Annotated in this window: 26 protein-coding genes and 1 pseudogene; 5 read left to right on the top strand and 22 right to left on the bottom strand. The window is 73.5% G+C overall.

Features of this window, described 5'->3' with window-relative positions:
* Nucleotides 1-47 precede the first annotated feature (47 nt).
* Complete coding sequence (gene fdhA / locus WCD58_RS04645) at nt 48-1,262, top strand: formaldehyde dehydrogenase, glutathione-independent (RefSeq protein WP_337699965.1); 1,215 nt, start codon at nt 48-50, stop codon at nt 1,260-1,262.
* Between the two features lie 30 nt (nt 1,263-1,292).
* On the opposite strand, the gene WCD58_RS04640 is transcribed toward fdhA, so the two are convergent.
* From WCD58_RS04640 to WCD58_RS04585, 12 genes are all read right to left on the bottom strand, one after another.
* Nucleotides 1,293-2,363: a sodium:calcium antiporter gene (locus WCD58_RS04640; protein WP_337699963.1), complete on the bottom strand. Its 1,071-nt coding sequence runs from the start codon at nt 2,361-2,363 to the stop codon at nt 1,293-1,295.
* Between the two features lie 7 nt (nt 2,364-2,370).
* Nucleotides 2,371-2,958, bottom strand: a complete 588-nt coding sequence (locus tag WCD58_RS04635) for a TMEM165/GDT1 family protein (protein ID WP_337699961.1) — start codon at nt 2,956-2,958, stop codon at nt 2,371-2,373.
* A 66-nt stretch (nt 2,959-3,024) separates the two neighbouring features.
* A complete protein-coding gene (pqqE, locus tag WCD58_RS04630) occupies nt 3,025-4,143 on the bottom strand; it encodes a pyrroloquinoline quinone biosynthesis protein PqqE (RefSeq protein WP_337699960.1) in 1,119 nt (372 codons plus the stop codon).
* Nucleotides 4,136-4,417 carry a pyrroloquinoline quinone biosynthesis peptide chaperone PqqD gene (gene pqqD / locus WCD58_RS04625; protein WP_337699958.1) on the bottom strand — a complete coding sequence of 94 codons (282 nt, stop codon included), beginning with the start codon at nt 4,415-4,417 and terminating at the stop codon, nt 4,136-4,138. The genes pqqE and pqqD overlap by 8 nt, the downstream gene beginning before the upstream one ends.
* Nucleotides 4,414-5,148, bottom strand: coding sequence for a pyrroloquinoline-quinone synthase PqqC (pqqC, locus tag WCD58_RS04620; RefSeq protein ID WP_337699956.1), 735 nt, complete (start codon nt 5,146-5,148; stop codon nt 4,414-4,416). The genes pqqD and pqqC overlap by 4 nt, the downstream gene beginning before the upstream one ends.
* 8 nt (nt 5,149-5,156) lie before the next feature.
* Nucleotides 5,157-6,050, bottom strand: a complete 894-nt coding sequence (gene pqqB, locus WCD58_RS04615; protein WP_337699953.1) for a pyrroloquinoline quinone biosynthesis protein PqqB — start codon at nt 6,048-6,050, stop codon at nt 5,157-5,159.
* Nucleotides 6,051-6,157: 107 nt separating this feature from the next.
* Nucleotides 6,158-6,250 (bottom strand): pyrroloquinoline quinone precursor peptide PqqA, encoded by a 93-nt coding sequence (gene pqqA / locus WCD58_RS04610; protein WP_337699951.1) that lies wholly within the window; start codon nt 6,248-6,250, stop codon nt 6,158-6,160.
* Nucleotides 6,251-6,324: 74 nt separating this feature from the next.
* Entirely contained in the window at nt 6,325-7,089 is a 765-nt protein-coding gene (locus WCD58_RS04605) for a ribonucleotide-diphosphate reductase subunit beta (RefSeq protein WP_337699948.1), read from the bottom strand.
* A gap of 13 nt (nt 7,090-7,102) precedes the next feature.
* Nucleotides 7,103-7,318: a rubredoxin gene (rd, locus tag WCD58_RS04600; protein ID WP_274281002.1), complete on the bottom strand. Its 216-nt coding sequence runs from the start codon at nt 7,316-7,318 to the stop codon at nt 7,103-7,105.
* 94 nt (nt 7,319-7,412) lie between these two features.
* Entirely contained in the window at nt 7,413-7,502 is a 90-nt protein-coding gene (gene pqqA, locus WCD58_RS04595; RefSeq protein ID WP_133825024.1) for a pyrroloquinoline quinone precursor peptide PqqA, read from the bottom strand.
* Nucleotides 7,503-7,561: 59 nt separating this feature from the next.
* On the bottom strand, nt 7,562-9,250 hold the full coding sequence (locus tag WCD58_RS04590) for a PQQ-dependent dehydrogenase, methanol/ethanol family (RefSeq protein WP_337699941.1): 1,689 nt from the start codon (nt 9,248-9,250) through the stop codon (nt 7,562-7,564).
* Nucleotides 9,251-9,280: 30 nt separating this feature from the next.
* Nucleotides 9,281-9,739 carry an MSMEG_3727 family PQQ-associated protein gene (locus WCD58_RS04585; RefSeq protein ID WP_337699939.1) on the bottom strand — a complete coding sequence of 153 codons (459 nt, stop codon included), beginning with the start codon at nt 9,737-9,739 and terminating at the stop codon, nt 9,281-9,283.
* Between the two features lie 604 nt (nt 9,740-10,343).
* Here WCD58_RS04585 and WCD58_RS04580 point away from each other — a divergent pair.
* Both WCD58_RS04580 and WCD58_RS04575 read left to right on the top strand, forming a co-directional pair.
* A complete protein-coding gene (locus WCD58_RS04580; RefSeq protein ID WP_337699937.1) occupies nt 10,344-11,024 on the top strand; it encodes a hypothetical protein in 681 nt (226 codons plus the stop codon).
* Between the two features lie 78 nt (nt 11,025-11,102).
* Nucleotides 11,103-13,838 carry a DNA translocase FtsK gene (locus tag WCD58_RS04575; RefSeq protein WP_337699935.1) on the top strand — a complete coding sequence of 912 codons (2,736 nt, stop codon included), beginning with the start codon at nt 11,103-11,105 and terminating at the stop codon, nt 13,836-13,838.
* Between the two features lie 111 nt (nt 13,839-13,949).
* Here WCD58_RS04575 and WCD58_RS04570 read toward each other — a convergent pair whose 3' ends face one another.
* The 9 genes from WCD58_RS04570 to WCD58_RS04530 form a co-directional block, all read right to left on the bottom strand.
* Nucleotides 13,950-16,142, bottom strand: coding sequence for an HNH endonuclease signature motif containing protein (locus WCD58_RS04570; protein ID WP_337699933.1), 2,193 nt, complete (start codon nt 16,140-16,142; stop codon nt 13,950-13,952).
* Nucleotides 16,143-16,209: 67 nt separating this feature from the next.
* On the bottom strand, nt 16,210-16,479 hold the full coding sequence (locus WCD58_RS04565; protein ID WP_337699929.1) for an Ada metal-binding domain-containing protein: 270 nt from the start codon (nt 16,477-16,479) through the stop codon (nt 16,210-16,212).
* Nucleotides 16,479-17,129: an alpha-ketoglutarate-dependent dioxygenase AlkB family protein gene (locus tag WCD58_RS04560; RefSeq protein WP_337699927.1), complete on the bottom strand. Its 651-nt coding sequence runs from the start codon at nt 17,127-17,129 to the stop codon at nt 16,479-16,481. The genes WCD58_RS04565 and WCD58_RS04560 overlap by 1 nt, the downstream gene beginning before the upstream one ends.
* Nucleotides 17,130-17,162: 33 nt before the next feature.
* Complete coding sequence (locus WCD58_RS04555; RefSeq protein WP_337699925.1) at nt 17,163-18,176, bottom strand: amidohydrolase family protein; 1,014 nt, start codon at nt 18,174-18,176, stop codon at nt 17,163-17,165.
* On the bottom strand, nt 18,173-19,183 hold the full coding sequence (locus tag WCD58_RS04550; protein WP_337699923.1) for a fumarylacetoacetate hydrolase family protein: 1,011 nt from the start codon (nt 19,181-19,183) through the stop codon (nt 18,173-18,175). The genes WCD58_RS04555 and WCD58_RS04550 overlap by 4 nt, the downstream gene beginning before the upstream one ends.
* Entirely contained in the window at nt 19,183-20,118 is a 936-nt protein-coding gene (locus WCD58_RS04545; protein ID WP_337699921.1) for a VOC family protein, read from the bottom strand. The genes WCD58_RS04550 and WCD58_RS04545 overlap by 1 nt, the downstream gene beginning before the upstream one ends.
* An 11-nt stretch (nt 20,119-20,129) precedes the next feature.
* Nucleotides 20,130-21,260, bottom strand: a complete 1,131-nt coding sequence (locus tag WCD58_RS04540) for an FAD-dependent monooxygenase (RefSeq protein WP_337699920.1) — start codon at nt 21,258-21,260, stop codon at nt 20,130-20,132.
* Entirely contained in the window at nt 21,260-22,258 is a 999-nt protein-coding gene (locus WCD58_RS04535; protein WP_337699918.1) for a cyclase family protein, read from the bottom strand. The genes WCD58_RS04540 and WCD58_RS04535 overlap by 1 nt, the downstream gene beginning before the upstream one ends.
* Nucleotides 22,255-23,190, bottom strand: a complete 936-nt coding sequence (locus WCD58_RS04530; protein ID WP_337699915.1) for a fumarylacetoacetate hydrolase family protein — start codon at nt 23,188-23,190, stop codon at nt 22,255-22,257. Before WCD58_RS04530 ends, WCD58_RS04535 begins: the two co-directional genes overlap by 4 nt.
* Before the next feature lie 235 nt (nt 23,191-23,425).
* On the opposite strand from WCD58_RS04530, the gene WCD58_RS04525 reads away from it, so the two are divergent.
* Complete coding sequence (locus WCD58_RS04525; protein WP_337699913.1) at nt 23,426-24,388, top strand: LysR family transcriptional regulator; 963 nt, start codon at nt 23,426-23,428, stop codon at nt 24,386-24,388.
* 89 nt (nt 24,389-24,477) lie between these two features.
* On the top strand, nt 24,478-25,689 hold the full coding sequence (locus tag WCD58_RS04520) for an MFS transporter (RefSeq protein ID WP_337699912.1): 1,212 nt from the start codon (nt 24,478-24,480) through the stop codon (nt 25,687-25,689).
* Here WCD58_RS04520 and WCD58_RS04515 read toward each other — a convergent pair.
* A pseudogene (locus WCD58_RS04515) lies at nt 25,671-25,781 on the bottom strand (DNA-binding response regulator); the annotation flags it as partial. The gene WCD58_RS04520 and the pseudogene WCD58_RS04515 overlap by 19 nt on opposite strands.
* Nucleotides 25,782-25,792 lie beyond the last annotated feature (11 nt).

The following is a 25,792-nucleotide window of genomic DNA, read 5'->3' as shown; positions in this document are numbered from 1 at the left end:
GTTCGAGAATCGGCACGTCAGCGACACGTTCACCGAGGAGCGCACCCATGAAGGCTGTCGCCTACATCGAGCCGATGAAGGTCGAGATCCAGGACATCGAGTACCCGACCCTGGAGCTGCGGGACGGGCCGGGGGTGAACCCCGCCAACATCGGGCGCAAGTGTCCGCACGGGGTGATCCTGCGGTTGGTCGCCACGAACATCTGCGGCTCCGACCAGCACATGGTGCGCGGGCGGACGACGGCGCCACCGGGGCTGATCCTCGGCCACGAGATCACCGGCGAGGTCGTCGAGGTCGGCCGCGACGTCGAGTTCATCGCGCAGGGCGACCTGGTCTCGACGCCGTTCAACATCGCGTGCGGACGCTGCCGGATGTGCAAGGAGGGGCACACCGGCGTCTGCCTCAACGTCAACCCCGACCGCCCCGGCTCGGCCTACGGCTACGTCGACATGGGCGGCTGGCAGGGCGGTCAGGCCGAGTACGTGATGGTCCCGTACGCCGACTGGAACCTGCTGAGGTTCCCCGACCGCGAGCAGGCGATGGAGAAGATCCTCGACCTGACGATGCTGTCGGACATCTTCCCGACCGGGTACCACGGCTGCGTGACGGCCGGCGTCACCACGGGGTCCACGGTCTACATCGCCGGCGCGGGGCCCGTCGGTCTCGCCGCGGCGGCGTCGGCGCAGCTCCTGGGCGCGTCGGCGGTGCTCGTCGGCGACATGAACAAGGAGCGCCTCGAGCACGCGCGCACCGCCATCGGCGCCGAGACCATCGACCTGTCCGAGGAAGGCGCCCTGCCCGACCGGATCGAGCAGATCCTGGGCGAGCCGGTGGTCGACGCCGCCGTCGACGCGGTGGGCTTCGAGGCGCGCGGCCACGGCGCCGACTCCGCGCACGAGCAGCCGGCGACGGTGCTGAACTCGATCATGGAGATCACCCGCGCGGCCGGGAAGCTCGGCATCCCGGGGCTCTACGTCACCGGCGACCCGGGGGCCGCCGACGAGGCGGCCAAGGTCGGCAGCCTGTCGATCCGCATCGGCCTGGGCTGGGCGAAGTCGCACTCGTTCACCACGGGCCAGTGCCCGGTGATGCGCTACCACCGCCAGCTGATGAACGCGATCCTGCGCGACCGGGTCCAGATCGGGAAGGCGGTCAACGCGACCGTCATCTCGCTCGACGACGCGCCGCAGGGCTACGCGCAGTTCGACTCCGGCGTCGCCAAGAAGTACGTCATCGATCCGCACGGGTCGATCGCGGCCTGAGCTCGGCGTCCCGGTCGGGGGCGGAAACGGTCAGTCCCCGACCGGGACCCCGCCGAAGAACACCAGGCTGACCACGAAGTAGGCGACGTAGGCGGCGAGCAGGACGAGACCGTGGCGGCGCCGCAGCCGCCCGCTCGCGAGCATCACCGCCGACGCCGCCGTCATCAGCACGAGCACCGGCAGGTGCCACCGCACGACCTCGGGCGTCACGGCGATCGCGCCGCCGGCGAGCAGGAGGATCCCGAGCTTGCCGGTCACCGAGAACACCACGCTGCCGACGACGTTCGCGACGGCGATCTCCGGCGCGCCGCGGCGGGCCGGCTCGACGGTGAGCAGGAGGTCCTCGAGCGACAGGGCCAGCGTCGCGATGGTGACGCCGAAGACCGTGCCCTCGACGGCGAACTGCTCCAGGAGGCCCTCGGTGCCCGCCCCGGCGACCGCGGCGCCGACGACGAGCCCGGCCAGGGCGAGCACCGCGAGCGCGACGGTGCCGGTGGGGGAGTGCTGGCGGGCGCGCAGGAAGCCCTCGTCGATCCGGTGGCCGGCCGGCGGGTCTCCGCGGGGCCCGGTGGGGTCTCCGCGCCCCCGCCGCGACGCCACCCCGCCCCCGAGCGTCACCCGGTCGATCTGCTCGTAGAGCGCGGCGTCCCGCCACACGGGGCGCCGCGCGGCGTACTCGCGCAGGGCGACCCAGCCGACGAACGCGGCGAACAGCACGAGGAGCACGACACCGGCGGCGGCGCTCAGCGTCCCCGTGAGCGCGAGTGCGTACATCACCAGCGGCGCGCCCGCGTAGAGGCCGAGGTAGTCCCGGGGCACCGCGACGGTGGTGGGCGCGACGATCGCCGCGACGGCGAGCACCAGGCCGGGCATGGCGATCGTCGTCCCGATGACGGTGCCGAGCGCGACCTCGTGGAGGTCCTCGAGGCCCAGGGCCAGGCCGAACGCGAGGTCGTCGACCTCGATGCCGGTGAAGACGACGGCGACGAGGAAGAGCGAGATCGCCCACCGGCTCGCCACCCCGACGAGGTGGCCGATGAGCTTCTCGGCGCTGTAGACGAGGACGGCGACGCCGAGGACGAACTCGACGAGGGGGATCACGGCTGTTCTAGCCCCGGATCGCCTCGACCGCGCTGATCACGGCGAGCACCACCATGATCCCGCCCGCGACCCACGCCACCCACTTCACCGGCACGACCTGGCGCAGCCGGTTGCCGCCGTAGACGGCGAGCGCGGAGACCGCCCAGAGGCCCAGCAGCGCGCCGATGCCGACGAGCAGCGGGTCGTCGTACTGCGCGGTCAGGGTCGCGGTGAGGATCTGCGAGGGGTCGGCGAGCTCGGAGAGCGCCGTGATGCCGAACGCGGTGGCGACGACGGCCCAGCGGGTCCGCGGGGCCTCGCGCTCCTCGTCGTCGTCATCGTCATCGTCGTCGTCCTCCATGCCCTCGCGGATCGTGAGGAACGCGCCGAGCAGGAACATCACGGCGAGGATCGCCTCGAGGGGGCGCTCGGGCAGGAGACCGACGAGGCTGCCCGCCGCGACCGCGATGCCGACGTGGACGAGCATCCCGGCACAGACGCCGAGGAGCACCCAGCGTGCCGGGAAGCGCGTGGCGAGGACGAGGGTCACGAGTCCGCTGGTGTCCGCCACCTCCGCCAGGGCGACGATGACGAAGGTGATCGCGACCACGGACACCGGACCTGAGTACTGCACGCGGCCCCCGTCCGCAAGGACGGGAGGCGCGTTCTCGGTCGGAGCGGCTCAGTCGGCGCGGTGGGGCCGCACGGCCGGCATCGGGACGAGCACCGGCTCGGACGCGGTCCCACCGGCGGGCACCGCCGCCGGGTCGTTGGCGGCCGTGACCGCCTCGTCGATCAGCCCGCGGTCCGGGGAGAGCACGCAGACCGGGTCGGTGCGGTACATGTCGCCGGTGAGCTGGAACGCCTGGCAACGGCAGCCGCCGAGGTCGACCTCGCGGCGGTCGCAGCTGCGGCACGGGTCGGGCATCCAGTCGGTGCCGCGGAACTCCGAGAACAAGGGCGAGTCCCGCCAGATCCACGCGAGGTCGTGCTCGCGCACGTTGGCCCGCGGCAGCGGCAGCTCGTGGGCGGACAGGCAGGGCCAGGCGTTCCCCTCGGGCCCGACGACGAGCTGGCGCGAGCCCCAGCCGCCCATGCACGGCTTGGGGTACTCGGCGTAGTAGTCGGGGATGACGTAGATGACGTCGGTGCGCCCCCGCAGGCGCTCGCGGGCCTCGCGGGTGACCTTCTCGGCGTGCCGGAGCTGCTCGCGGCTGGGCAGCAGGGCCTCGCGGTTGCGCAGGGCCCACCCGTAGTACTGGGTGTTGGCGAGCTCGACCCGGTCGGCCTCCAGCTCCTCGACCCAGTCGAGGATGGCGGCGATCCGGTCGATGTTCTGCCGGTGCAGCACGACGTTGAGCGTCAGCGGCCAGCCCAGCTCCTTGACCAGCCGGGCCGCCTCGATCTTCTTGTCGAACGAGGAGATGCCGGCGAGGCGGTCGGAGAGCACCGGCTCGTCGGCCTGGATGCTGACCTGGACGTGGTCGAGGCCGGCGTCGCGCAGTGCCTCCGCGCGCGGCCGCGACAGGCCGATCGCGCTGGTGACGAGGTTCGTGTACATCCCGAGCCCGCTCGCGTGGCGCACGAGGTCGGGGAGGTCGCGGCGCAGCAGGGGCTCGCCGCCGGAGAAGTGGCTCTGCAGCACGCCGAGGTCGGCGGCCTCGTCGAGCACGCGGCGCCACTCGTCGGTCGAGAGCTCTTCGGAGCGCTTGGTGAGCTCCAGCGGGTTGGAGCAGTACGAGCACGACAGCGGGCACGCGTGCGTGAGCTCGGCGAGCACGCCGAGGGGGCCGTCAACCATGGTCGATCTCCACCCAGCGCCGGCTGACGAGCTTGGAGAGGAACGCCTCCACCTCGTCGTCGACGACGCGGTCGTACCGGCGGCCGAGCTCCTCGACGATCTCGGCGACGGTACGCGTGCCGTCGCAGAGCCCGAGGATGTCGGCGCCGGTGGGGTTGAGCACCACGACGGTCTCCGGTCCGAGCAGCACCTGGCGCTCGCGGGACCTGTCGTAGCGCGTCTTGACGAACCGGGCGAGGTGCGGCCGCCCGGTGCGCGGGACCGTGCTGGTCACGAGGGGTAGGCCTTGTCAATGGCGTCCATCATGCTCCAGAGCACGTCGTTCTTGAACGCGAGCGCGGCGACGGCGGACTCCTGCGACTCGACGGTGCGGCAGTGCTCCTTGACGATCTCCAGCGCGTGTTCGGAGTCGCGCGGCGCCTGGTGCAGCCGGTTGCGGAAGTAGTCGAGGCCGGCCTGGTCGATCCACGTGTAGTGCTTCTCGAACGCGGCGAGGCGCTCGGCCATGAGACCCGGCGCGAACAGCTCGGTGAGCGACGAGGCGACGGCCTCGACCCAGGGCCGCGTGCGCGCGAACGTCACGTAGGCGTCCACCGCGAAGCGCACGCCCGGGACGATGTGCCGGCCGTCCTCCATCTCGTGGCGGGGTACGCCGCAGGCCTCGCCGAGCCGCAGCCACGCTTCGATGCCGCCCTCCGTGGTGTCGGTGCCGTCGTGGTCCGTGATCCGCCGGATCCAGCGCTTGCGGATCTCGCGGTCGGGGCAGTTGCCGAGGATCGCGGCGTCCTTGCGCGGGATCGCCTCCTGGTAGCAGAAGCGGTTGGCCACCCAGCCCCGGATCTGCTCCGGCGAGAGCTCGCCGGCGTTCATGCGCACGTGGAAGTCGTGCTCGCTGTGGTAGCGCGTGGCCTGGGAGCGCAGCCGCTCCACCAGGGCCTCGGGGCCGACCGCGGTCGCCGGACCCGCGTCGGTGCCGGTGCCGTTGGGCGCGTGGGTGACCGTCATGCCGCTCCTCAGACCTCCACCTCGAGCCCGTCGACGGCGATCTCCACCCCGCGGGTGGCGACCGTCGCGTACTCGGGGGAGTCCTCGAGCAGCATCGGGTTCGTGTTGTTGATGTGCACGTAGATCTTGCGTTCGGCCGGCAGCCCGGCCAGCACCGCGAGGCTCCCGTCCGGCCCGTCGACGGCCATGTGGCCCATGTCATGGGCGGTCTTCGAGGCCAGGCCCAGGCGGATCATCTCGTCGTCGGTCCAGGTCGTGCCGTCGACCAGCACGACGTCGGCGGCGGCCAGCTCCTCGCGCACGGCGGGGGTCACCTCCTGGACGCCGGGCAGGTACACCGCGGTCCGCCCGGTGGCGGTGTCGGTGAAGCGGTAGCCCACCACGCGACCGACGTCTTCGGTGCCCCCGAACCGGGCCTTCTTCACCGTCGGCACGTCGAACGCCGTGTACGTCAGGCCCTCGCCGAGGGCGACGGTGTCGCCCGGGACGACGCGCCGCGCCGTGACCTGCGTGTAGCGCTCCAGCGTCGTCAGGAAGCCCGTGCCGTGGCGCAGGGTCTCGAACGACGCGTCGGTGGCGTGGAGCTCGATGCCCGGGCCCTCGCGCAGCAGCAGCAGGCCCATGGTGTGGTCGAGCTCGGCGTCGGTGACGAGGACGGCGGCGATCGGGCTGTCGCGCTTGCTGCGGGGCCGCAGGACCGGGGACGCCTCGATCTGCGCGCGCAGGTCGGGGGAGGCGTTGACGAGGAACCACGTGCGGCGGTCGGCGCTCACGGCGATCGACGACTGCGTCCGCGGGTGGGCGGGACGCGAGCCGGCCCGGACCGCGCGGCAGCCGGGGCACCCGCAGTTCCACTGGGGGAAACCGCCGCCCGCGCCGGCGCCGAGCACCCGCAGCCACATGGCCGTTCGTCCTCCTCCGCACCATTGCGCCACATTGCGTCACGACGGCGACAGGGGCGCCGGAAAAGCATTCCGACGCCCCTGTCGCACTTGTCGTCAGTCAGTCGTCAGTCGCTGAGCTGAGCGATGTACATGGTCACCTCGGGGGCGACACCGAACTCCTCGAACTCGGGGGTCTCCCAGACGGAGAGCGACTCCATGATTGCTGCCACCTCCTCTCGATCACTTCGAGATCGACGTTACCTGCCGCGCGCGGCCGCAGCAGCGCGCGAGATCACCAGAATTTGATGCCGACGGACTTGAGTCGGCGCTGGTGGAGATGCTCCACATGGGCGATGTCGTCCTGGGCGATGAGGTCGCCCCACGCCGACGCCGCTTTCGTCCCCTGCGTGAGCAGTTCCTCCATCTCGTCGTCGACGACGTCCGCGCTCTGGATGATGCGCGAGCCGAACCCGATGTGCCAGCGCTCGTCGCGGAGCACCAGCTCCATTCCCTTGACGACGCCGGGCATCTTCACCGACAGGCCCTTGAGCGTCTCGAGCAGCGCGTGCTGACCGGCCGTGAGCACCACGCCCTCGAGGATCATGTGATACAGCCCGACGGCGGCCGTGAGGTTCTCGTGGTCCTGGGCGACCTGCTCCGCGATGGCGGGGAGGCGCTCCTCGAACAGCTCGACGAGGTCCGGGCTCACGCGGTCGCGCAGGTGATCGACCCGCTCGGTCATGTTCGCCCCGGGGACGCCGCAGACCTCGCGCACCACGCGGTCGAAGAAGCGGGCGTGGCGGGCCTCGTCACGGGCCTGGGCCTGGAAGACCTCGGCCATCTTGTCGTCGCTGCTCGCCGCCGCGTGGAAGGACGTGAGGTGCGTGGCCACGGAGGTCTCGCCGATGCAGAAGCCGGCGAGCAGGCCCAGGACCTGGTCGTACTCGTCCTGGTCGAGCTTCGGGAAGGCCTCGGTGTCGGCGGTGAGGTCGATGGCGTTCTCGTCCCACTGCAGCGATTCCGCGAGCTGGGCGAAGTGGCCGTACCCGGTGATCATGTATGCAGCATCCTCACATCTCCGGGAACTCGCCCGGTTCCACCTCGCGGAAGTCCGCCTTCTCGGCGCCGCAGATCGGGCACATCCAGTCGTCGGGGATGTCCTCGAAGGGCGTCCCGGGAGGGATGCCGCTGTCGGGGTCTCCCTCCTCCGGATCATAGATGAACCCACACATTTCGCAGAGCCAGCGCTTGGCCGCGGGCCGCGCTTCCGTCTGCTCGACGGTCATCGGATCTCCTGTGGGTCAGCCGAGGAGCGGGGGCACCGAAACGCCGCGAAGGGGCGCCGGATCGCTCCGGCGCCCCTCCGCGATCAGTGGTCGATCAGTCGTCCATCTGGGCGACGTACATCGTCACCTCGGGAGCGACCCCGATCTCCTCGAACTCCGGGGCCTCCCACACGTGGAGCTCCATGGTGTGTCTCCTTCCTGCCGGCACGTGCCGGCGTGAACGGTGTTGCTGGTCCGGTGGACTTACTCGGGCAGCGCGAAGCAGAACAGCGCGTCGCCCGCGGCGGCGCCGAGCAGGCCGGGCAGGAAGCCCTCGACCCAGCCGCCCCAGCCGGTCGGCACCGCGATGTACTGGCGGCCGTCGACCTCGTACGTCGACGGGCTCGAGTGGTGCCCGCTGCCGCACTGGAACGACCACAGCTTCTCGCCGGTCTCCGCGTCGAGCGCGACGAGCTCACCGGTCGGCGTGCCCTGGAACACCAGGCCACCCGCGGTGGTCAGCGTCGAGGCGCACATCGGGTACTCGTTGTTCCAGCGCCACTTCTCCTCGCCCGTCACCGGGTCGATGGCCGCGACGTAGCCGTAGAAGTCGTCGAGGTCCACGGCGACGCCCGCACCCCAGTAGGGGATGCTCTCGCGGAACTCGCGGCGGCGGCGGGTGGCCGTCGCCCCGACCTCCTGGACGGGCACGTAGATCAACCCCGTGGCGGGGTTGTACGACATGTGCGTCCACTCCTTGCCGCCGGCCGGACCGGGCCAGAAGTGCACGGGGACGCCCTCCTCGTCCGGGTACACCTTGGGCGTGACCTTGCCGTCCGGCGTGATCTCGCCCCAGGTGATGCGGTCGACGAAGGGGAAGACGCGCACCAGCTCGCCGTTGGTGCGGTCGAGGACGAAGAAGTAGCCGTTCTTGTCCGCGTGGGCGAGCAGCTTGCGCCCGTCCGGAGCGTCGAAGAGCAGGTTCTCCATCGTCGAGTCGTAGTCCCACAGGTCGTGCGGGGTGAACTGGTAGTGCCACCGGATCTCACCGGTGTTCACGTCCACGGCCACGACGCTGTCGGTGTAGAGGTTGTCGCCCGGGCGGACGCCGCCGTCGAAGTCGGGCGCCGGGTTGCCGGTGCCGTGGTACAGCAGCTCCAGCTCGGGGTCGTAGGTCGGGGTGACCCAGCAGTTCGCGCCACCGCGCTGCCACGCCTCGGCGTTCTCGTCGCCCCAGGTCTCCGAGCCGGGCTCGCCCGGCTTCGGGATCGTGTACCGGCGCCACTGGCGCTCGCCGGTCTGGGCGTCGAAGGCGTCGATGTGACCCCGGAGGCCGAACTCGCCGCCCGCGCTGCCGACGATGACCTTGTCCTTGACGATCAGCGGGGCGACCGAGCCGCTCTCGCCGGCGCGCACGTCACCGTTGACGGTGTCCCAGACCAGGTCACCGGTCTGCGCGTCGAGGGCGATGAGGTGGGCGTTGAGGGTGTAGAGGTACACCTTGCCGTGGCCCACGGCGACGCCGCGGTTCACGTTGCCGCAGCACAGCGAGACGTCGTACGGCGACGCCCACTTGTAGCGCCACAGCTCCTCGCCGGTGGCGGCGTCGATCGCCCAGACCTTGCCGTCGGGGCCGGAGACGTACATGACGCCCTCGACGACCAGCGGGGAGGCCTCGAACGAGTAGGTCGACGCGCCGGAGTGCAGGCCGTTCATGCCGGCCTGGAAGACCCACGCGGGGCTGAGGCGCTTGACGGTGTCCTTGTTGATCTGGTTCAGCGCGCTGTGCCGCTGACCGTCGTAGGTGCCGTAGTAGGTGAGCCAGTTCTGGGGCTCGCTGCGCGCGTTCTTGATGCGCTCGAAGTCGACGTTGCTCGTCGCCGGGGCCTGGCCCTTGGTGGCGCTGAGGGTCTTGTGCGGGACGGCCTCGCCGGCGTCCACGTAATCGGTCACGACGGAATTCCTCTCTCGGGCTCTACGGGTCTACGGGCGCGGCTGCGGGGGACGGTCCTGCTTCGCCGAGTCCGGCACCTCGCCGCCGAACACCAGCGCACCCGTCAGGCCGCGGCCCTCGTCGTTGCCGGTCGTGGAGCCGTAGTAGTAGGTGCCCGGGCCGGACAGCGAGAGCCGCGCCGTGCCCTTGGAGTGGTTGACCAGCCAGATGATCTTGGGGTCGCCGTTGTGGGGGAGCACCGCGCAGTGGGTGTTCTTGTCGTCGTTGATGAGCGTGAGCTCGACCTCGCCGCCCTCCGGGAAGACGAGGATCGAGGGCTCCCAGACGAGCTCGTCCTCCGGAATCCGGACCGTGGCCCTCATGATCCCGTCGGAGCCCTTCTCGGCGTGGCCGATGGAGCCCGTGCCGAGCAGCCGGCCCAGGGCTGTCCTGTTCTGCCCGTCCAGGCCGGCCGCGGCCAGCTCGTCCGATCGATCAGTGGACGTCATCCGACGTACCTCCTCGTGGATGCCCGATTTCTTCTCCGCCGACGGACCCGGGCGCAGGGGCGGCCGGGGTGTCGCGGGACGTGGCGCATCGCCGGGACGTCGAGGTGGGGAGGGCTCTGCTGCTGCCTTCGGTCACTCGACCGTCCGGCCGACGACGTCGACCACTGGGCGGCAGGACACGTCCGTCCCACGGCGGCCGGTCAGTCTTGGGCGCCGAGCGGTGTGTGCTGAGCCACAGGCGACAGTAGGGAGCCGGTCCGACGTCGGCAAGAGGCCCAACGAGGTCAATAGATCTCGATCATGCTCACGAAGCGTCGATCACCGCTGCGGCCTGGGTTGATCACGGTCGGTAGTTTTTTCAACGTTTCCGTTCGCCGGAACATCCGGCGGGTCGGCGGGAGGGACCGTCGACCCTGTCCGACCGGCCGGGTTCTGCGCAGCGAGGTGTTCTGGATCACCGCGCTGCGTCTATGGTCGGTCGTGGGCGGCGCCGCCGGCGGGGGCGGTCGGCGCCGGACGGGAGGACTGTCGGGTGGGCAGGTTCGGGTCGGCCGAGGCGCTCCGATGGCTGAGCACGCACGGGACGCACGCCGACAGTGTGGAGATGAAGACCCTGCTGGTGCCGCCTGCCGGGGCCGCGGCCGAAGCCCTGACCGGGCGCCACGCCCCGACGTGGAGCGTGCGCCAGAGCTACCTCCTCGACACCCCTGACCTGGACCTCCTCCGGGCCGGGGTGGAGGTCCGCCTGCGCCGTCGGGCGCGCGGGAAGTTCGACCTCGCGGTGTCCGCGCGCCGCCGCGGCACGGAGCTCGGCTGCTACCGGCCCCGGGGCGCGCGCGTCGAGTACGACGTCGTCCCCGAGGGGGTCTGGAAGGACATCGAGGTGCGCCGCGACATCGACTCGGCGATCGCCGCGTCGGTGATCGCCGGCTCGGCCAAGGCGCGGGAGCTGCTGTCGTCCACCCAGTGCACGTGGGCGCTGACCGGCGGGAGCGAGACGCTCGACGACGCCCGCCTGAGCGAGCTGCGGGTGCACGGACCGATGGTCGTGCGCCGGGTCAAGGTCTCGGCCGGGGGGCTGGGCCTGCGGCGCGTCGACCTCGAGCACTTCCGGTTCCCGAGCGGGCGCGAGCTGGTGGAGCTCTCGACGCGCTGCTGCCCGCAGGAGGTGCCGGAGGCCGCCGCGGGGTTCGAGCAGCTGCTCGCGGAGCGGGACGTCATGGTCGCGCCGGAGTACTGCACGAAGACCTCGGTGTGGCACGACGAGATCGTGGGGCGGAGGTAGTCCCGGTCCGGCAGGCCCACCCCCGCGGGGCGCGTGTGGCTACCGGGGCTCGTGGTGGCCCCGGGATACCGTGGGCCCATGGCCGGGCGGACCGAGACACCTGACAAGCGCGGGTCCCGCAGCCGCCCGATCACGGGCGGCCGGACTCCGCGCGCGAAGGGCGGCGGCGCCGACACCTCGACCCGGTCGCCCCAGCAGCGCCGTCCCGCGCCGGGCCGGAAGCGGCCGGCGGCGCGGACGACCAAGGGCCGCGCCCCCGCGCGCCGCACCGGACCCGGCCCGATCGTGCGCACGTTGCGCGGCGGCTGGGTCCTGACCGCCCGGGGGCTCGGTTCCGTGGTCCGGACGCTCGGACGCGCCCGCGACGTCGACGCCGCGCACCAGCGCGACGGGGTCGCGCTCGGCCTCGTCGTGCTCGCGGTCCTCACCGCGGCGGGCGTGTGGTGGGGCGCCGGCGGCCCGGTCGGCGCGGGCCTCGACGTCGGGCTGCGCACGGTCATCGGTGCCGCGGCGCTCGTGCTGCCCGTGGTGCTGCTCGGCGTCGCGGTGGTGCTGCTGCGCACCGATCCGTCGCCCGAGACCCGCCCGCGCACGGTGGTCGGTGCGCTGCTGCTCGGGGTCTGCGTCCTGGCCGTCTGGCACCTCGTCGCCGGCGCGCCGCGCGACCTCGCCGGACGCCGCGAGGGCGGCGGGGTCCTCGGTGCCGTCGTCGCCGACCCGCTCGCGCGCGGCGTCACCGTGTGGATCGCCGGCGTGGTCCTCGTGCTCGTCGGGCTCTACGGGCTGCTCGTGCTCACCGGCACGCCGGTCCGCGAGGTCGGGGTGCGCCTGCGCGCGCTGGTCACCGGCGAGCACCCGGACGACGAGTGGGGCGGGCCCGACGACGTCGACGTCGACGGTCTCGAGGACCCCGACGACGACGGCACGGCGCCCACCACGAAGATCCGCCGGCGACGTCGCGGGGAGGACGCCGAGGAGGACCCCGACGCCGCTCGGGACGCGGCGGGGCACCCGGCGCGCCACCGCGAGCGCGCCGCGGGTGCGGTGCCCGACCTCACCACGCCGCCCGAGGGTGCCGCGGCCGTCGACGCCGAGCCGCCGGCGTCCGCGCCGTCCGCGTCGTCCGCGCCGCCCGCGCCGCCCGCGAAGAAGCGCAAGCCGTCCGCCGCGTCGCCGGCCGCGGCCGTCCCCGACGTCACCGCGCCGCCGGAGGAGACCGAGACCGATCCCCAGGCCGCGACGTCGTTCAGCTCGCACCGCGACGACCCCGACTCGGACTACCGGCTGCCGCCGCCCGACCTGCTCACACCGGGCGAGGCGCCCAAGGCCCGCAGCGCCGCGAACGACGCGATGATCGAGGCCATCACCGGGGTGCTCGAGCAGTTCAAGGTCGACGCCGAGGTCACCGGGTTCACCCGCGGCCCGACGGTCACCCGCTACGAGGTCGAGCTCGGGCACGGGGTGAAGGTCGAGAAGATCACCGCCCTGCACCGCAACCTCGCCTACGCCGCGGCCACCGACCGGGTGCTGCTGCTCGCGCCCATCCCGGGCAAGTCGGCGGTGGGCATCGAGGTGCCCAACACCGACCGCGAGATGGTCCGCCTCGGCGACGTCCTCAACTCCTCGACGGCGCGCGCCGAGACGCACCCGATGGTCATCGGCCTGGGCAAGGACATCGAGGGCCGGATGGTCACGGCCAACCTCGCGAAGATGCCGCACCTGCTCGTGGCCGGTTCGACCGGTTCCGGCAAGTCGAGCTTCGTCAACTCGATGCTCGTGTCGCTGCTGCAGCGGTCCACGCCGGACGAGGTCCGGATGATCCTCATCGACCCGAAGATGGTCGAGCTGACGCCCTACGAGGGCATCCCGCACCTCATCACGCCGATCATCACCTCGCCGAAGAAGGCGGCCACGGCGCTGCAGTGGCTGGTCGAGGAGATGGAGCAGCGCTACGCGGACATGCAGGCCAACCGCGTGCGGCACATCGACGTGTTCAACGAGAAGGTGCGCAGCGGGGCGATCCAGGCGCCGCTCGGCTCCGAGCGGGTCTACCGGCCCTACCCGTACATCATGTGCATCGTCGACGAGCTCGCCGACCTCATGATGACCGCGCCCCGCGACGTCGAGGACGCCATCGTCCGCATCACCCAGAAGGCCCGCGCCGCCGGCATCCACCTGGTGCTCGCGACGCAGCGGCCCTCGGTCGACGTGGTCACCGGCCTGATCAAGACGAACGTGCCGTCCCGGCTGGCGTTCGCGACGTCGTCGCTGACGGACTCGCGGGTCATCCTCGACCAGCCCGGCGCCGAGAAGCTCATCGGCATGGGCGACGCGCTGTTCCTGCCCATGGGCGCGGGCAAGACCAACCGCCTGCAGGGCGCGTTCATCTCCGACGACGAGATCTCCGCGGTGGTCGAGCACTGCAAGGAGCAGGCCGACCCGCAGTACACCGAGGGCGTCACCACCGAGGCCGCCGGCGAGAAGAAGGAGATCGACCCGGACATCGGCGACGACCTCGAGCTGGTGGTCGCGGCGGCCGAGCTGATCGTCACCAGCCAGTTCGGCTCGACGTCGATGCTGCAGCGCAAGCTGCGGGTCGGGTTCGCGAAGGCCGGGCGGCTCATGGACCTGCTCGAGACCCGCGGCGTCGTCGGGCCGTCGGAGGGGTCCAAGGCCCGCGACGTGCTGTTCAAGCCCGACGAGCTGCCCGACCTGCTGGCCTCCCTGCGCGGGGAGCCGGCGCCGTCGGCGGCTGCTGCTCCCGATGACGGGCCGGACGGACCGTCGCCCGACGAGGACGCCGAGCGCGGGTAGCCGCGTCCCGCGGTGCGGTGGGTCGTGGCGACCCTGCCCCCGAGTCGATCTCCACGTGATCATCGCGCCGGACCGGCGTTCCGCGTTCCTCCGCGAGGCTCGGCCCCGAGCTCAGAACGGGGGCGGGTCGTCGGGGTCGTGGCGGGCCGGCGGTTCAGGGGCTGGTGGGGTGCTGGCCTTGCCGAACTTGGCGGCGAAGCGTCGGCGCCAGTCGTCGAGGTAGTCGGTGTCCTGGTCGAGCCGGCCGTCGTCGGGGAGTGGTCGCGGGCGCTGCGCCGGGCTGGGTGTCGGGAGTGGTCGCAGGATGCGTGGTGGCCGGGTGGTGTGGGTGATGCCGGCGCGGGTGCGGATGATGAACCAGCCGGGTAGGGGTTGGCGGACGTGCCAGCCGGCGTGGTGTTTGGCGCGGTGGTCGTGGCTGCACCAGGCGCCGAGGTTCCAGGTGACGGTGGGGCCGCTGTGGGCGTGGTCGCGGGTGTGGTCGATCTCGGCGCGGTGCGCGGCGCGGCGGCACCACGGGACGATGCAGTGCCGGTCGCGGGCGCGGGTCCAGCGCTCGGCCTCGGCACCGGGCCGGCGGCGCCGCCACTGGTCGGGCCCGGAGTCGGCGTCGGGGGGTAGCCCGAGCCGCCCGGTGTGCTGGAGGTCGGTGAGCCGGGCGTGGAGTTCGCGCAGCAGCGGAGCCCATGGGCCGTGATCGTCGGGGTCCAGGGCGGCCAGGAGTGTCGTCGGAACGTGGAGTTCGACGATGGCCCCGGTCCGGGTCGCGCCCGGTGCCCGCCCCCGCACCCGTGCCTGGTTGCGGGGGCGGGTTGGTCGGCTGCGGGCGAGCAGGACGTGCTGGAGGTGCCCGTCGTCGTCGACGAGCACGACCCGCCACTCCCCGCGGTGCCGTTGTGCGATGAGGTCGCGGGCCACGGGGGCGGTGACCGCCCCGAAACCGGGCACGGTGGCGGGGTGCTGGTCGAGCCCGAGCGCCGTCGTGAGCCGCAGCCGGACTTCGACGGTGCCGTGGCGCACCCGCCCGGCCCGTGGCTCCATCGGCTCGGGCTCGATCACCGGCTCCGACAGGTTGGGTAGTCCGTTGAGGTCGAGGACGCCCTGCGCGGCGGGTGAGCCCGGCGCGGGCAGCGAGAGGTCGAGGTCGTGGCGGCCGCCCGGCCCGTCCTCGCCGGAGCCCTCGCCGGAGCGCTCGCCGGAGCCCTCGTCGGGGCTGGGCCCGCGGTCGTCTAACCCGTCGCCAGTGTCGCCGTCGTCCGGGCTCTCGTCACCGGGGCCGTGATCAGCTGGTCCGGCGGCCGGACCGGAACCCGATCCGGTGTCCGGTCCGTCGCCCGAGCCGTCGCCGGGCGCGCCGCCACCCGGTCCGCTGTCCGGGCCACCGTCGTCCGGCCCCTCGTCCGGCCCCTCGTCTGGCCCCTCGTCTGGCCCCTCGTCTGGCCCCTCGTCTGGCCCGTCGTCGGGGTCGGGACCGTTCGCGGCGTGGTACTCGGCGGCGAGCAGCGCGATGAGTTCGGCGTCGGTCATGCCGGCGGTGGACCCGTCGAGCAGCCGGGTTCCGACCTGCATTCGCAGCCGGTTGATCGGGGTCAGCACCCCCGCCGCGCGCAGCTGGGCGGCCAGGGCCTCGACCCGCGACATCGACGCGATGCCGTCCGCCGCCGGCGCGTCGAGCAGCGACAACGTCGCCGTCCCCGACGGGTTCGCCCGCAGCTCCAACCGCCCGCGGGCCTCGGCGCGCTGGCGGCGGCGCTCGGCCCACTCCGGGTCGAGCGCCAGCGCGATCTCGCCGACCCGTTCGCGTAGCGCCATCACCGGCAGCTCGCCGGCCTCCGGCAGGACCTCGGCCACCGCGAGGCGGGCGTGCTCGGCGGACAGGTCGGCGACACACTCGCTGATCGCGCGGACCTTGGACTCGTCGAGCCGCCCCGACCACAACGCCTCCCCGAGGGCAGGCAGCCGGGAGAACAGGTCGTCGGCCAGCGCTAGGCGACGCGAGGCCATGGTGCGTGAACAGCCCAGCACCCCGGCGACCTCGTCGCCGGAGAACTCGTCCGAGCTCGGTAACCGCCGCGGGCGCCCGTCGGCGTCCTCCACCGCCAGCCCCAGCTCCCGCAACCCCGCCAGCAGTTGGGCCTCCGCGCGGTTGTGCACCGCGAACCGCGCCCGCACATAAGCGGCCAGCTCCGGGCCGTCCAACCCGGCCGGGTCGATCGTGTCGAGCAGCGCGTGCAGACCAGCATCCGGCGCACGACCCGACAGCCGGGCCGCCAGCCCAGGCCGCTGATCCTGCTCCACGCTCACGGGAAGAACGCTAGAACCGACCCCCGACAGTCCCGCCCGGGATACCCCAGGACAGAGCCCCAGCAGGTCACGAAGAGGTAACGGTTCCCCGTTCATCGACTCGCCAGGCCCGATGGGCCTCGGGCAGGCACACCGCGCACGGCCGGTAGCCCGCCGCCCGCGCGGTGGCCTCGTCGGCGAAGAACACGCGGTGCCGTGCGTAGTGGCCGCGGGCGAGCCAGCGCAGCGCGCTCGGGCAGTCGAGCCGCCCGTAGAGACGCAGGCGCCGGTGCCCGCCGAGCGTGCCGGGCGTCGTCGAGGCGTACGGGCGGCCGTCGGCGCCGAGCAGGCGGTACATCAGAGGCCGGAGACCCGCAGGGTGATGTTGAGCCGCTCGCCGGGCGCGGTGCCGACCGGGGGCACGTCGCGGTCGGGCAGCAACTTCGGGACGCCGTGGTAGGCGAGCCGGTGCTCGCCGCCGAAGACGATCAGGTCGCCGGAGTGCAGCTCGACGTCCTGCCACGGGCCGCGCCGGTCGTGCGGGCCGCCGATGCGGAAGACGCACGCGGCGCCGAGGCTCAGCGAGACCACGGGGTCGGGCGCGAGCTCCTCGCGGTCCTGGTGCATCCCGAGGCGGGCGTCGCCGCGGTAGGAGTTCACGAGCGCCACGTCGGGCGCGTAGACGGCGTCGGGGTCGTCGTAGGCGTCGGCGACCGCCGCCCGACCGAGCGTCGCCAGCCAGGCCGGGAACGGCTGGACGGGCGATCCGTCCTGGTCGTCGCGGGTGCGGCTGTAGCGGTAGGGGATCCAGTGCCAGCCCAGGCACACCGTCTCGACGCTCATGCGGGCGCCGTTCGGGAGGGTCGCGTGACGGGCGCCCGGACCCTCGCGGGCCCACTCGCGGGCGGCGGTGACGATCCGCCGCTGCGTCGCGAGGGACAGCCAGTCCGGGACGTGGACGACGCCGGGTGCGAGCGTGCGCCGCTCGCGGGGGATCAGTTCGAGCACGGTGCCTCCTCCACGTCAGGAGAACACCGGACGTCACCTCACCGTGGCACGGCGCGGCGCCAGCAGGGCGGCGGCACTGCCCGCGCGGACCTGCTCGGCGGCCGCGGGGTCGAGGCCGGCCGCGGCGAGGCGGTCGAGCGGGTCGATGACGCCCATGTCGAAGGGGTGGTCGGTGCCGAGGGCGACACGGACGGCGCCCGCGACGGCGACGAGGTGGCGCAGGGCCTCCGGGGTGTAGACGAGCGCGTCGAACCACAGCCGGCGCAGGGCCTCGCTCGGCGGGCCGTCGGCCACGCGGTCGCCGGGGCGGGCGTGCCAGGCGTGGTCCTGGCGCGCGGTGCCCTGCGGGAAGAAGCCGCCGCCGTGGGCCGCGAGCACGCGGACGCCGTCGGGCAGCGCGTTCGACGCGACGAGGCGGGAGAGCGCGACGGTGGTCTCGACGGGGTTGCCGACGCTGTTCGACAGGTAGCCGACGTCGAGGCGCTCGCCGAGCGTGCAGCCCCAGGGGTGGATGAAGACGACGGCCTCGAGCTCGGCGGCGGCGGTCCAGAACCCGGCGAGCGCGGGGTCGTCGAGCTCCCGGCGGACTCCGTCCGGGCCGGTGACGTGGGTGCCGATCTCGACGCCCCGGAGCCCGTCCGCGACGCCCCGGCGCAGGACCTCGACGGCGAGGTCGGGGTGCTGGAGGGGTGTCGTGCCGAGGCCCAGGAGGCGCTCGGGCGCGCCGGCGCAGTGGCTGAGCACGCCGTCGTTGACGGCCGCGGCGTAGCGGGCGGCGAGGTCCCGGTCGGCCCAGGTGTGGTGGATCGGCATCGGGCTGACGAGCTGCACCTCGATCCCCGCGGCGTCCATGGCCGCGAGCCGGACGGCGCGGTCGGTCAGCGCCGGGCCGAGGGCGCCGATCTGCTCGCGGTTGACGCGCGCCGACGCCGGCCCGGCGGCCCGGGCCTCGACGCCGCGCGCCTCGGCGAGGGCGGGCTCGTCGGCGACGAGGGCCTCGGCGGCGGGGACGAGGAGGTGGGCGTGGACGTCGGTGGTGGGGCTCATCGGTTCTCCGGGGGTGCCGTCGACGGCGTGGCGTTACGGACACTCAACGTCTGCGGCGGCACGCCGCTGACACGGGGGCGAGGGCGGGCGCGGGGGATCGGGGTCGGGGCGGCGCCGGGGACGACGCGGGAGCTCAGGGTGCCGATGCCCTCCGCGGTCAGCGTCACCACGTCGCCCGGGGCCAGGGGCGGGCGCTCGGCGTGGGTGACGCCGCGGCCCCAGAGCTCGCCGAGGCAGCCGCCGTGGCCGCAGGTCCCGGACCCGAGGACGTCGCCGGGGCGGACCTCGGTGCCGCGCGAGGCGTAGGCGACGAGGTCGCCGAACGGCCAGCCCATGTGCGCGAGCCGGTCCTCGCCGACGACCTCGCCGTTCACCGCCGCCGTCAGCGCCAGGTCCACGAAGCCCTCGCCGTCGGGCGCGAACTCGTCGGCGGTGACGAGCCACGGGCCCAGCGTGGTCGCCGTGTCCTTGCCCTTGGCCGGACCCAGGCCGACCTGCATCTCGGCGGCCTGCAGGTCGCGCGCCGACCAGTCGTTGAGGATCGTCAGCCCCGCGACGTGCGCCCACCCCTCGCCGGGAGCGACGTCGCAGCCGGTGCGCCCGATGACCGCGCCGATCTCGAGCTCGAAGTCGAGCACCCCGCACCCCGGCGGCACCGGGACGTCGTCGGCGGGGCCGAGCGTCGCGTAGGGGTTGGAGAAGTAGAACGTCGGCGCGTCGTACCAGGCCTCGGGGATGCCGGCGAGCTTGCGCATCCCCTCGACGTGCTCCTCGAACGCCACGAAGTCGCGCACCGTCGGCGGCTCGAGCGGGGCGAGCAGGCGGACGTCGTCCAGCGCCACGGCCGGCGCCGCGAGGGCGTCACGGCCCGCGTCGAGCAGGGTGCCCGAGCGCAGCAGGTCGAGCATCGTGACCGTCGTGTCGAGCAGGTGCACGCGGTCCGCGGGATCGCCGACCACCACGCCCACCTTGTGCGCCCCGTCGTGCAGGACCGACGCGACCCGCATCAGACCGGCGGCGCGACGAAGACGCCGCGGTCGGGGTCGTTGAACGACTTCTTCGCGACGAACTCGCTCATCGGGTTCGCCGTTCCCCACTGGTCGGAGACCTCGGGGTTCGTGAAGTCGTACAGCGACGGGTGCCAGGTGTCCTCGTCGAGGCACTCCAGCTCCGTCGTGTACTCGACGGTGTTGCCCTGCGGGTCGAGGAAGTAGGAGAACGTGTTGTTCCCGGCCAGGTGCCGGCCCGGGCCCCACACCTTCTCGACGCCGGCCCGCAGCAGCCGGCCGGTGCCGCGCAGGTACTCGTCGATGCCCCGCAGCTCGAACGACGCGTGGTGCAGCGACACGTGCGGACAGCGCGCGATCGCGAGCGAGTGGTGCTGGGGGTTGCAGCGCAGGAACCACATCATCTCGCCCATGTGCGGGGAGAACAGGGTGTCGGAGAGCTTGAAGTCCAGGTGGCGGTCGTACCAGGCGACCAGGGCCTCGGGCTGCGGCGAGTTGATGACGACGTGGGACAGCTTGACCGGCACCGACTCGCCCTCCTCGACGCGGCGGTGCGCCCGGGTCGCGACGTCGGCCGACACCTCGATCGTGCGGCCCTCGAGGTCGAAGAAGCGGAAGCCGTAGCCGCCGCCGGGGGTCGTCAGCTTGTCCGGCGAGCTCACGAGCGTCACGCCGTCGCGCCCCAGCTTCTCGGCGAGGGCGTCGACGTCGGCGGGCGTCTCGGCGCCGAACGCGATGAGGTCGACGCGCTTCTCGGCATCGGCGCGCAGCCGCACCTGGTACTGCTCGGGCGAGCCCTCGGCGGCGAGGAACGCGATGCCGGTGTCGGTGGTCTCCGGCGCGAGCTTCCACAGGTCGCGGTAGAAGGCCAGCTGGGTGTCGAAGTCGGGCACGGCGAGGTCGACGTGCCGGAGGTGGGTGATCAGGCGGTCCATGGCGGTCTCCCTCAGGGGCGCTGGGTCAGGAGGGCGGCGGTGCGGCCCATGAGGCCGGGCACGTCGGCGTTGCCGCCCGCCTGCGGCGGGGGTTCGTGGTCGAGCAGCCAGCGGGCGAGCTGCACCGAGCCCGCCACCACCGCGCCGGCCCTCTCGCGACGGCGGGTCGTGTAGGCGGTCAGGGCGGCGTCGAGGTCGCCGTGACCGGCCAGTACCTCCTCCACCAGCACGCTCGCGTCCTCCAGAGCCATCGCCGCGCCCTGCGCGAGGGTGGGCGGGCACGAGTGGGCCGCGTCCCCGGCGAGCACGACGCGCCCCCGGTGCCACGGGCCGTCGACGAGGTGGTGGGTGAACCACGTGTAGTTCACCCGCGACGGGTCGGTCATCCGCTCGCGGATCTCGGTCCAGGGCCCGCCGTAGTGGCCGGCCAGCTCGCGCATGGTGGCGAGCTGCCCGTCGGGGGACAGGCCGGTGCGGTCGGCCGCGTCCTCGACGAGGTAGGCGTAGATCGAGTCGTCGCCGGTGGGGCAGTAGCCCGCGATGTAGGCGGCGCCGCCGTAGGTGAGGTCGGTCCGCGTGACGCTCTCGGGCCGCGTCGTGAAGACCCGCCAGATGCCCATCCCGAGCGGCTCCGGGCGGGTGTCGACGCCCATCTGCGCGCGGACCGCGGAGTTGAGCCCGTCGGCGCCCACGACGAGGTCGTAGGTCTCGCGGGTGCCGTCGTCGCAGACGGCCTCGCCGGCCTCGCTGAGCTCCTCCAGCCGGACGCCGGTGCGGACCTTCACCCCGACCTCGGCGGCCCGCTGCGCCAGCAGCCGGGCCATCTCGCCGCGCGGCATCCCGACGGTCGCGGGCAGGTCCGGCCCGCCGGTGCGGGCGTCGGGGATGACGGCGAGGACGCCGCCGTCGGGGGTGCGCAGCCCGACCTCGTCGAACGCGTACCCGGCGGCGAGGACGTCGTCGAGGACGCCGAGGTCGCGGAAGACCCGCAGCGCGTTGCCCTGCAGCGTGATGCCGGACCCGGAGGTGCCGATCGCGGGCGTGGCCTCGACGAGGTCGACGGCCACCCCGGCGCGGGCCAGCAGGATGGCCGTGGCGGTGCCCGCGGCGCCACCGCCGACGACGAGAACGGTCTCGATCATCACTTCACCGCGATCGGGTTGACGGGGGAGCCGACGGCGCCGGTGATCCGCAGCGGCGCGGCGGTGAGGAAGAAGTCGTGGTGGCCGTCGGCGGCGCAGGCGTCGGCGAGACCGTCGAGGTCCCACATCTCGCCGAGGAACAGGCCCAGGTGCGGGATGGCGACCTGGTGCAGCGGCTGGAAGGCCACGTCGAACTCGTTGGGCCGGACCTCCACGCCCCAGGTGTCGGTCGCGACCGCGGCGATGTCGGTGTCGTGCAGCCAGTCGAGCGTGGTGAACGACAGGCCGGGCGCCGGGCCGCCGGCGTAGCCGCCCCAGCCGTCGCGGCGCGTGCGGGCGTACTGCCCGGTGCGCACGCAGACGATGTCGCCGGGCCGGACCTCGACGCCCTGGACCCGGGCGACCTCGTCGAGCTCGTCGGCGGTGATCGGGTAGGCGTCGGGGAGCTCGCCCCCGCCGATCACCCGCCCCACGTCGAGCAGGACCCCGCGGCCGGCGAGGTGCGCGGCGGCGGTCTCGATGCCGGTGAGCCGGTCGCCCTCGACGCGCACGACGGCGGCGGCGTCGCGGCCGTTCCAGGCCTTGCCGTGGTCGAAGATGTGGCCCAGGCCGTCCCACTGCGTCGAGCACTGCAGCGGCATCGCGATGACGTCGTCGGCCCCGCCGATGCCGTGGGGGAACTCGCCGTCGAGGGCCTCGTGACCGGTGCCGAGCATGGTGTGCACCGGGTTGGTGCGCTTCTTCCAGCCGTTCTGCGGGCCGGTCTCGTCGAAGGGCTGGGACAGGGAGAACGCGGTCCCGGTGCGGACACACGCCGCGCCCTCGACCCGCTTGGCGGGCGTGAGCAGGTTCAGCGAGCCCAGGACGTCGTCGGGACCCCAGCGGCCCCACCGCGAGACCCGGGCGGCGACGGCGGCGACGGCCTCCTCGGGCTTCGCCGGGTCGTACCCGGCGGCGAGGACCGCGGCGCGGTCGGTGGTCACGGCGGCGCCGGTCACGGGGCCACCACCCGGGTGCGCTGGGTGCCGAGGTCGACGCCGTGCCCCGTGATCGAGCCGGTCATGACGTCCCCGGCGCGCAGCAGCCGGCCCAGCGCCATCCCGTTGCCCGCGGGGCTGCCGGTGAGCACGAGGTCGCCGGCGCGCAGCGGGGTGATCTCGGAGGCGGCGGCGACCAGGGCCGCGACGTCGAAGAGCATGTCCTTGGTGGTCTCGTCCTGCATCACTCCGCCGTCGGGTCCGTCGAGCTCGAGGCGGATGCGCAGGTCGGTCGGGTCGACGTCCCGGGCGGGCACGAGCCACGGGCCGAGCGGGGTGAAGCCGGGGCCGTTCTTCCCGCGGAACCAGTCGGTGCCGATCTCGGGCATGTCGCGGCGGAAGACCTGGTCGCGTGCCGTGAGGTCGTTGGCGATCGTGTAGGCGGCGACGTGCTCGAGCGCCGTCGAGCGGTCGACGCGGAACGCCTCGCGGCCGATCACCGCGGCCAGCTCGAGCTCCCAGTCGAACTTCTGCGTCCACGGCGGGATCACGACGTCGTCGGTCGGGCCGGTGACCGCCGACGGGAGGCCGATGAACAGGTACGGCGTGCCCTCGGCGGCGCGCCGGTCCATCATCTCCGCGACCTCGGCCCGGATCTCCGCGTCGGGCCGGCTGCCGCGCTCGGCGTGGTGCGCGGCGGCCAGGTCGATGACGTGGGTGCGGTAGTTGGCGCCGGACTGGAGGATCTGCCCGGGCTCGACGGGGGCGTGCACCCGCAGTCCGGTCAGCGGCTCGCCGCCGGTGCGGCCGTCGAGCCCGTCCAGCGTGGCGTCCCAGTCCGCGAGGAGGTCCCGCATGGTGGTGCCCAGGTCGACGACCGTGTCGGAGTCGGTGACGAGCCCCGCGAACCGTCGGTCCTCCCCGGGGCGCGAGAAGGTCCCCAGCCTCGTCATGCTTCCTCCGCGACGTCGGTGGCGTGTGCCCACCGACTGTGCGGCCGATCACGGGGGAGCCGGAAGAGCGAACCGCTGATGCCGGCCATCGCCCGGGCTGATGCCCGCCCGTCCCGGTGATCACCAGGCGGAAAAGCACGCGGGGAGGGGCTCGCGAGGTGCCTTTCGGCCTGCTGATCACCGGGGCGCGCGCGCTCGACACCGCCCTGCGCCGCGGCGGTGGTATGTCTACGTGATGGACGAGGCACCGCCGCTCCGGCTCGCCAACCTCGACCTGAACCTGCTGCTCTCCCTGCGCGCGCTGCTCGCCGAGCGGAACGTCACCCGCGCCGCGGCCGCGCTCGGGCTCTCGCAGCCCGCGGTCAGCGCCGCGCTCGCCCGGCTGCGCCGCCACTTCGGCGACGAGCTGCTGACCCGGGTGGGCAACCGCTACGAGCTCACCCCGCTCGCCGCGCGCCTCATCGACCGCACCGAGGCCGCGGTGACGGGGATCGAGCGGGTGTTCTCGGCGGCGCCCGACTTCGACCCCGCGGCCACGAGCCGCGAGTTCACCCTGCTCGTGTCCGACTACGCGACGAGCGTGTTCGGGCCGCCGCTGGCCGCGGCCTTCGCCCGCGCGGCGCCGGGCGCCCGGCTGCGGCTGTGCCCCCACCGCCCCGAGGACGTCGCGGGGGCGGCGGAGCGGCTGCGGGCGCTGGACGGGCTGCTCCTGCCGCACGGGTTCGTCGACGACCTGCCCTACCTCGACCTCTACGAGGACCACTGGGTGGTGCTGGTCGCCACGACGAACGACCGGGTGGGGGAGACGGTCACGCTGGACGACCTCGCCGCGCTGCCGTGGGTGACCGTCTACCACCGGCCCACCGCGTTCACCCCCGCCGCGCAGCAGCTGCGCGCCCACGGCATCGAGCCGCGCGCGCAGGTCGTCGTGGAGTCGTTCCTGCCGATCCCCGACCTCGTCGCCGGCACCGACCGCGTCGCCCTGCTGCAGGGCCGGCTCGCGGCGCGGCTGCGCCCCGACGAGGGGGTGCGGGTCCTGCCGTGCCCGTTCACCGCGACGCCCCTGGTCGAGGCCATGTGGTGGCACCCGACGTACGACGCCGACCCCGCCCACCGGTGGCTGCGGGGGCTGCTCACCGAGGTGGGCGCGGACCTGCCCGCCATCAGCGTCGCGGATGGTGACCCCCAACAGGAGTGATTTCCGATCACTCGTCGCCCGCCCCGACACTTCGCCGCACGTGTGGTGCCGATCACGGCCCCCAGGAGAGTGCGGAGGAGACCGTGACGGTGACCGGCGAGGAAGCGGACCAGGGCGGGGCGGCCCGGTCCCGGGGTGCGACCGGGCAGGGCGCGATCCTGCTGGCGGGCAGCTGCCTGCCCATCCTGGGCTCGGTGCTCCTCGCGCCGGTGCTGCCGCGGATGATGGAGGCCTTCGCGAGCACGGCGGGCGTCGAGGTGCTGGTCCCGATCGTGCTCACCGCGCCCGCGCTCGTGATCGGCCTGCTCGCGCCGGTCGCCGGGCGCATCGTCGACGCGGCCGGGCGCAAGCGGGTGCTCGTCGTCGCGCTCGTGGTCTACGCCCTGTTCGGCACCGCGCCGCTGTACCTGGACTCGCTCGGCGCGATCGTCGCCAGCCGGGTCGGGGTCGGGATCTGCGAGGCCGCGATCATGACCGCCTGCACGACGCTGCTCGCCGACCTGTTCGACGGCACGGCCCGCGACCGCTGGTTCGGCCGGCAGACGATCGCGACGACGCTCGCGGCCACGGTGTTCTTCGGGCTCGGCGGCGCGCTCGGCGCGGTCAGCTGGCGGGCGCCGTTCGTCCTCTACTTCTCCAGCCTCGTCGTCGCCGTGCTCGTCGCGGTGTTCGTGCGCTCCACCGGACGGAGCCCGGGCGCCGAGCTGCCGCCCGTGCCGTGGCGGCTCATCGCCGTGCCGTGCCTGGTCACGCTGTTCGGCGGGATCGTCTTCTACACCCCGATCGCCGAGCTCTCGCTGGTGCTGGCCTCGGTCGGCGTGACGTCGACGGCCACGATCGGCCTGCTCAGCGCCGTCGCCTCGCTCGCGACGGCGGCGGGCGGCTACACGTTCGGCCGGGTCGCCCGACGGGGCACGCGGGTCCTGCTCCCGGTCGCCCTCGGGCTCGCCGCGGTCGGTCTCGTGGTCGTGGGGATCTCCTCGTCGGTGCCGGTGATCGCCGTCGGCGCCGTGATCGCGAGCGCCGGCACCGGCCTGCTCCTGCCGACGCTGCTGACCTGGGCGCTGTCGGGGCTGGGCTTCGCCGAGCGCGGCCGGGGCACCGGCTTCTGGACCGCCGCGATGTTCATCGGCCAGTTCTTCTGCCCGCTCGTGCTGCTCGCCGTCGCGGGCCCGCTCGGGAGCCTGTCCCTGGCGATCCTGGCGCTGGGCGTCGTCACCGCCGCGGTCGCGGTGCTCGCCCCGGTGATCGTGCGGAGCTCCCAGCGGTCGAGCCGGGCCGTCACGACGCCCGTCTCGTAGGCGAGCACGACGGCCTGGACGCGGTCGCGCAGGTCGAGCTCGGTGAGGATGCGCCCGACGTGGGTCCTCACCGTCTGCTCGGCCCGCACGAGGTGGCGCGGGC

This window comes from Actinomycetospora flava (assembly GCF_037400335.1).
GTDB lineage: Bacteria > Actinomycetota > Actinomycetes > Mycobacteriales > Pseudonocardiaceae > Actinomycetospora > Actinomycetospora flava.
This window is presented reverse-complemented; position numbering and strand designations above follow the sequence as displayed.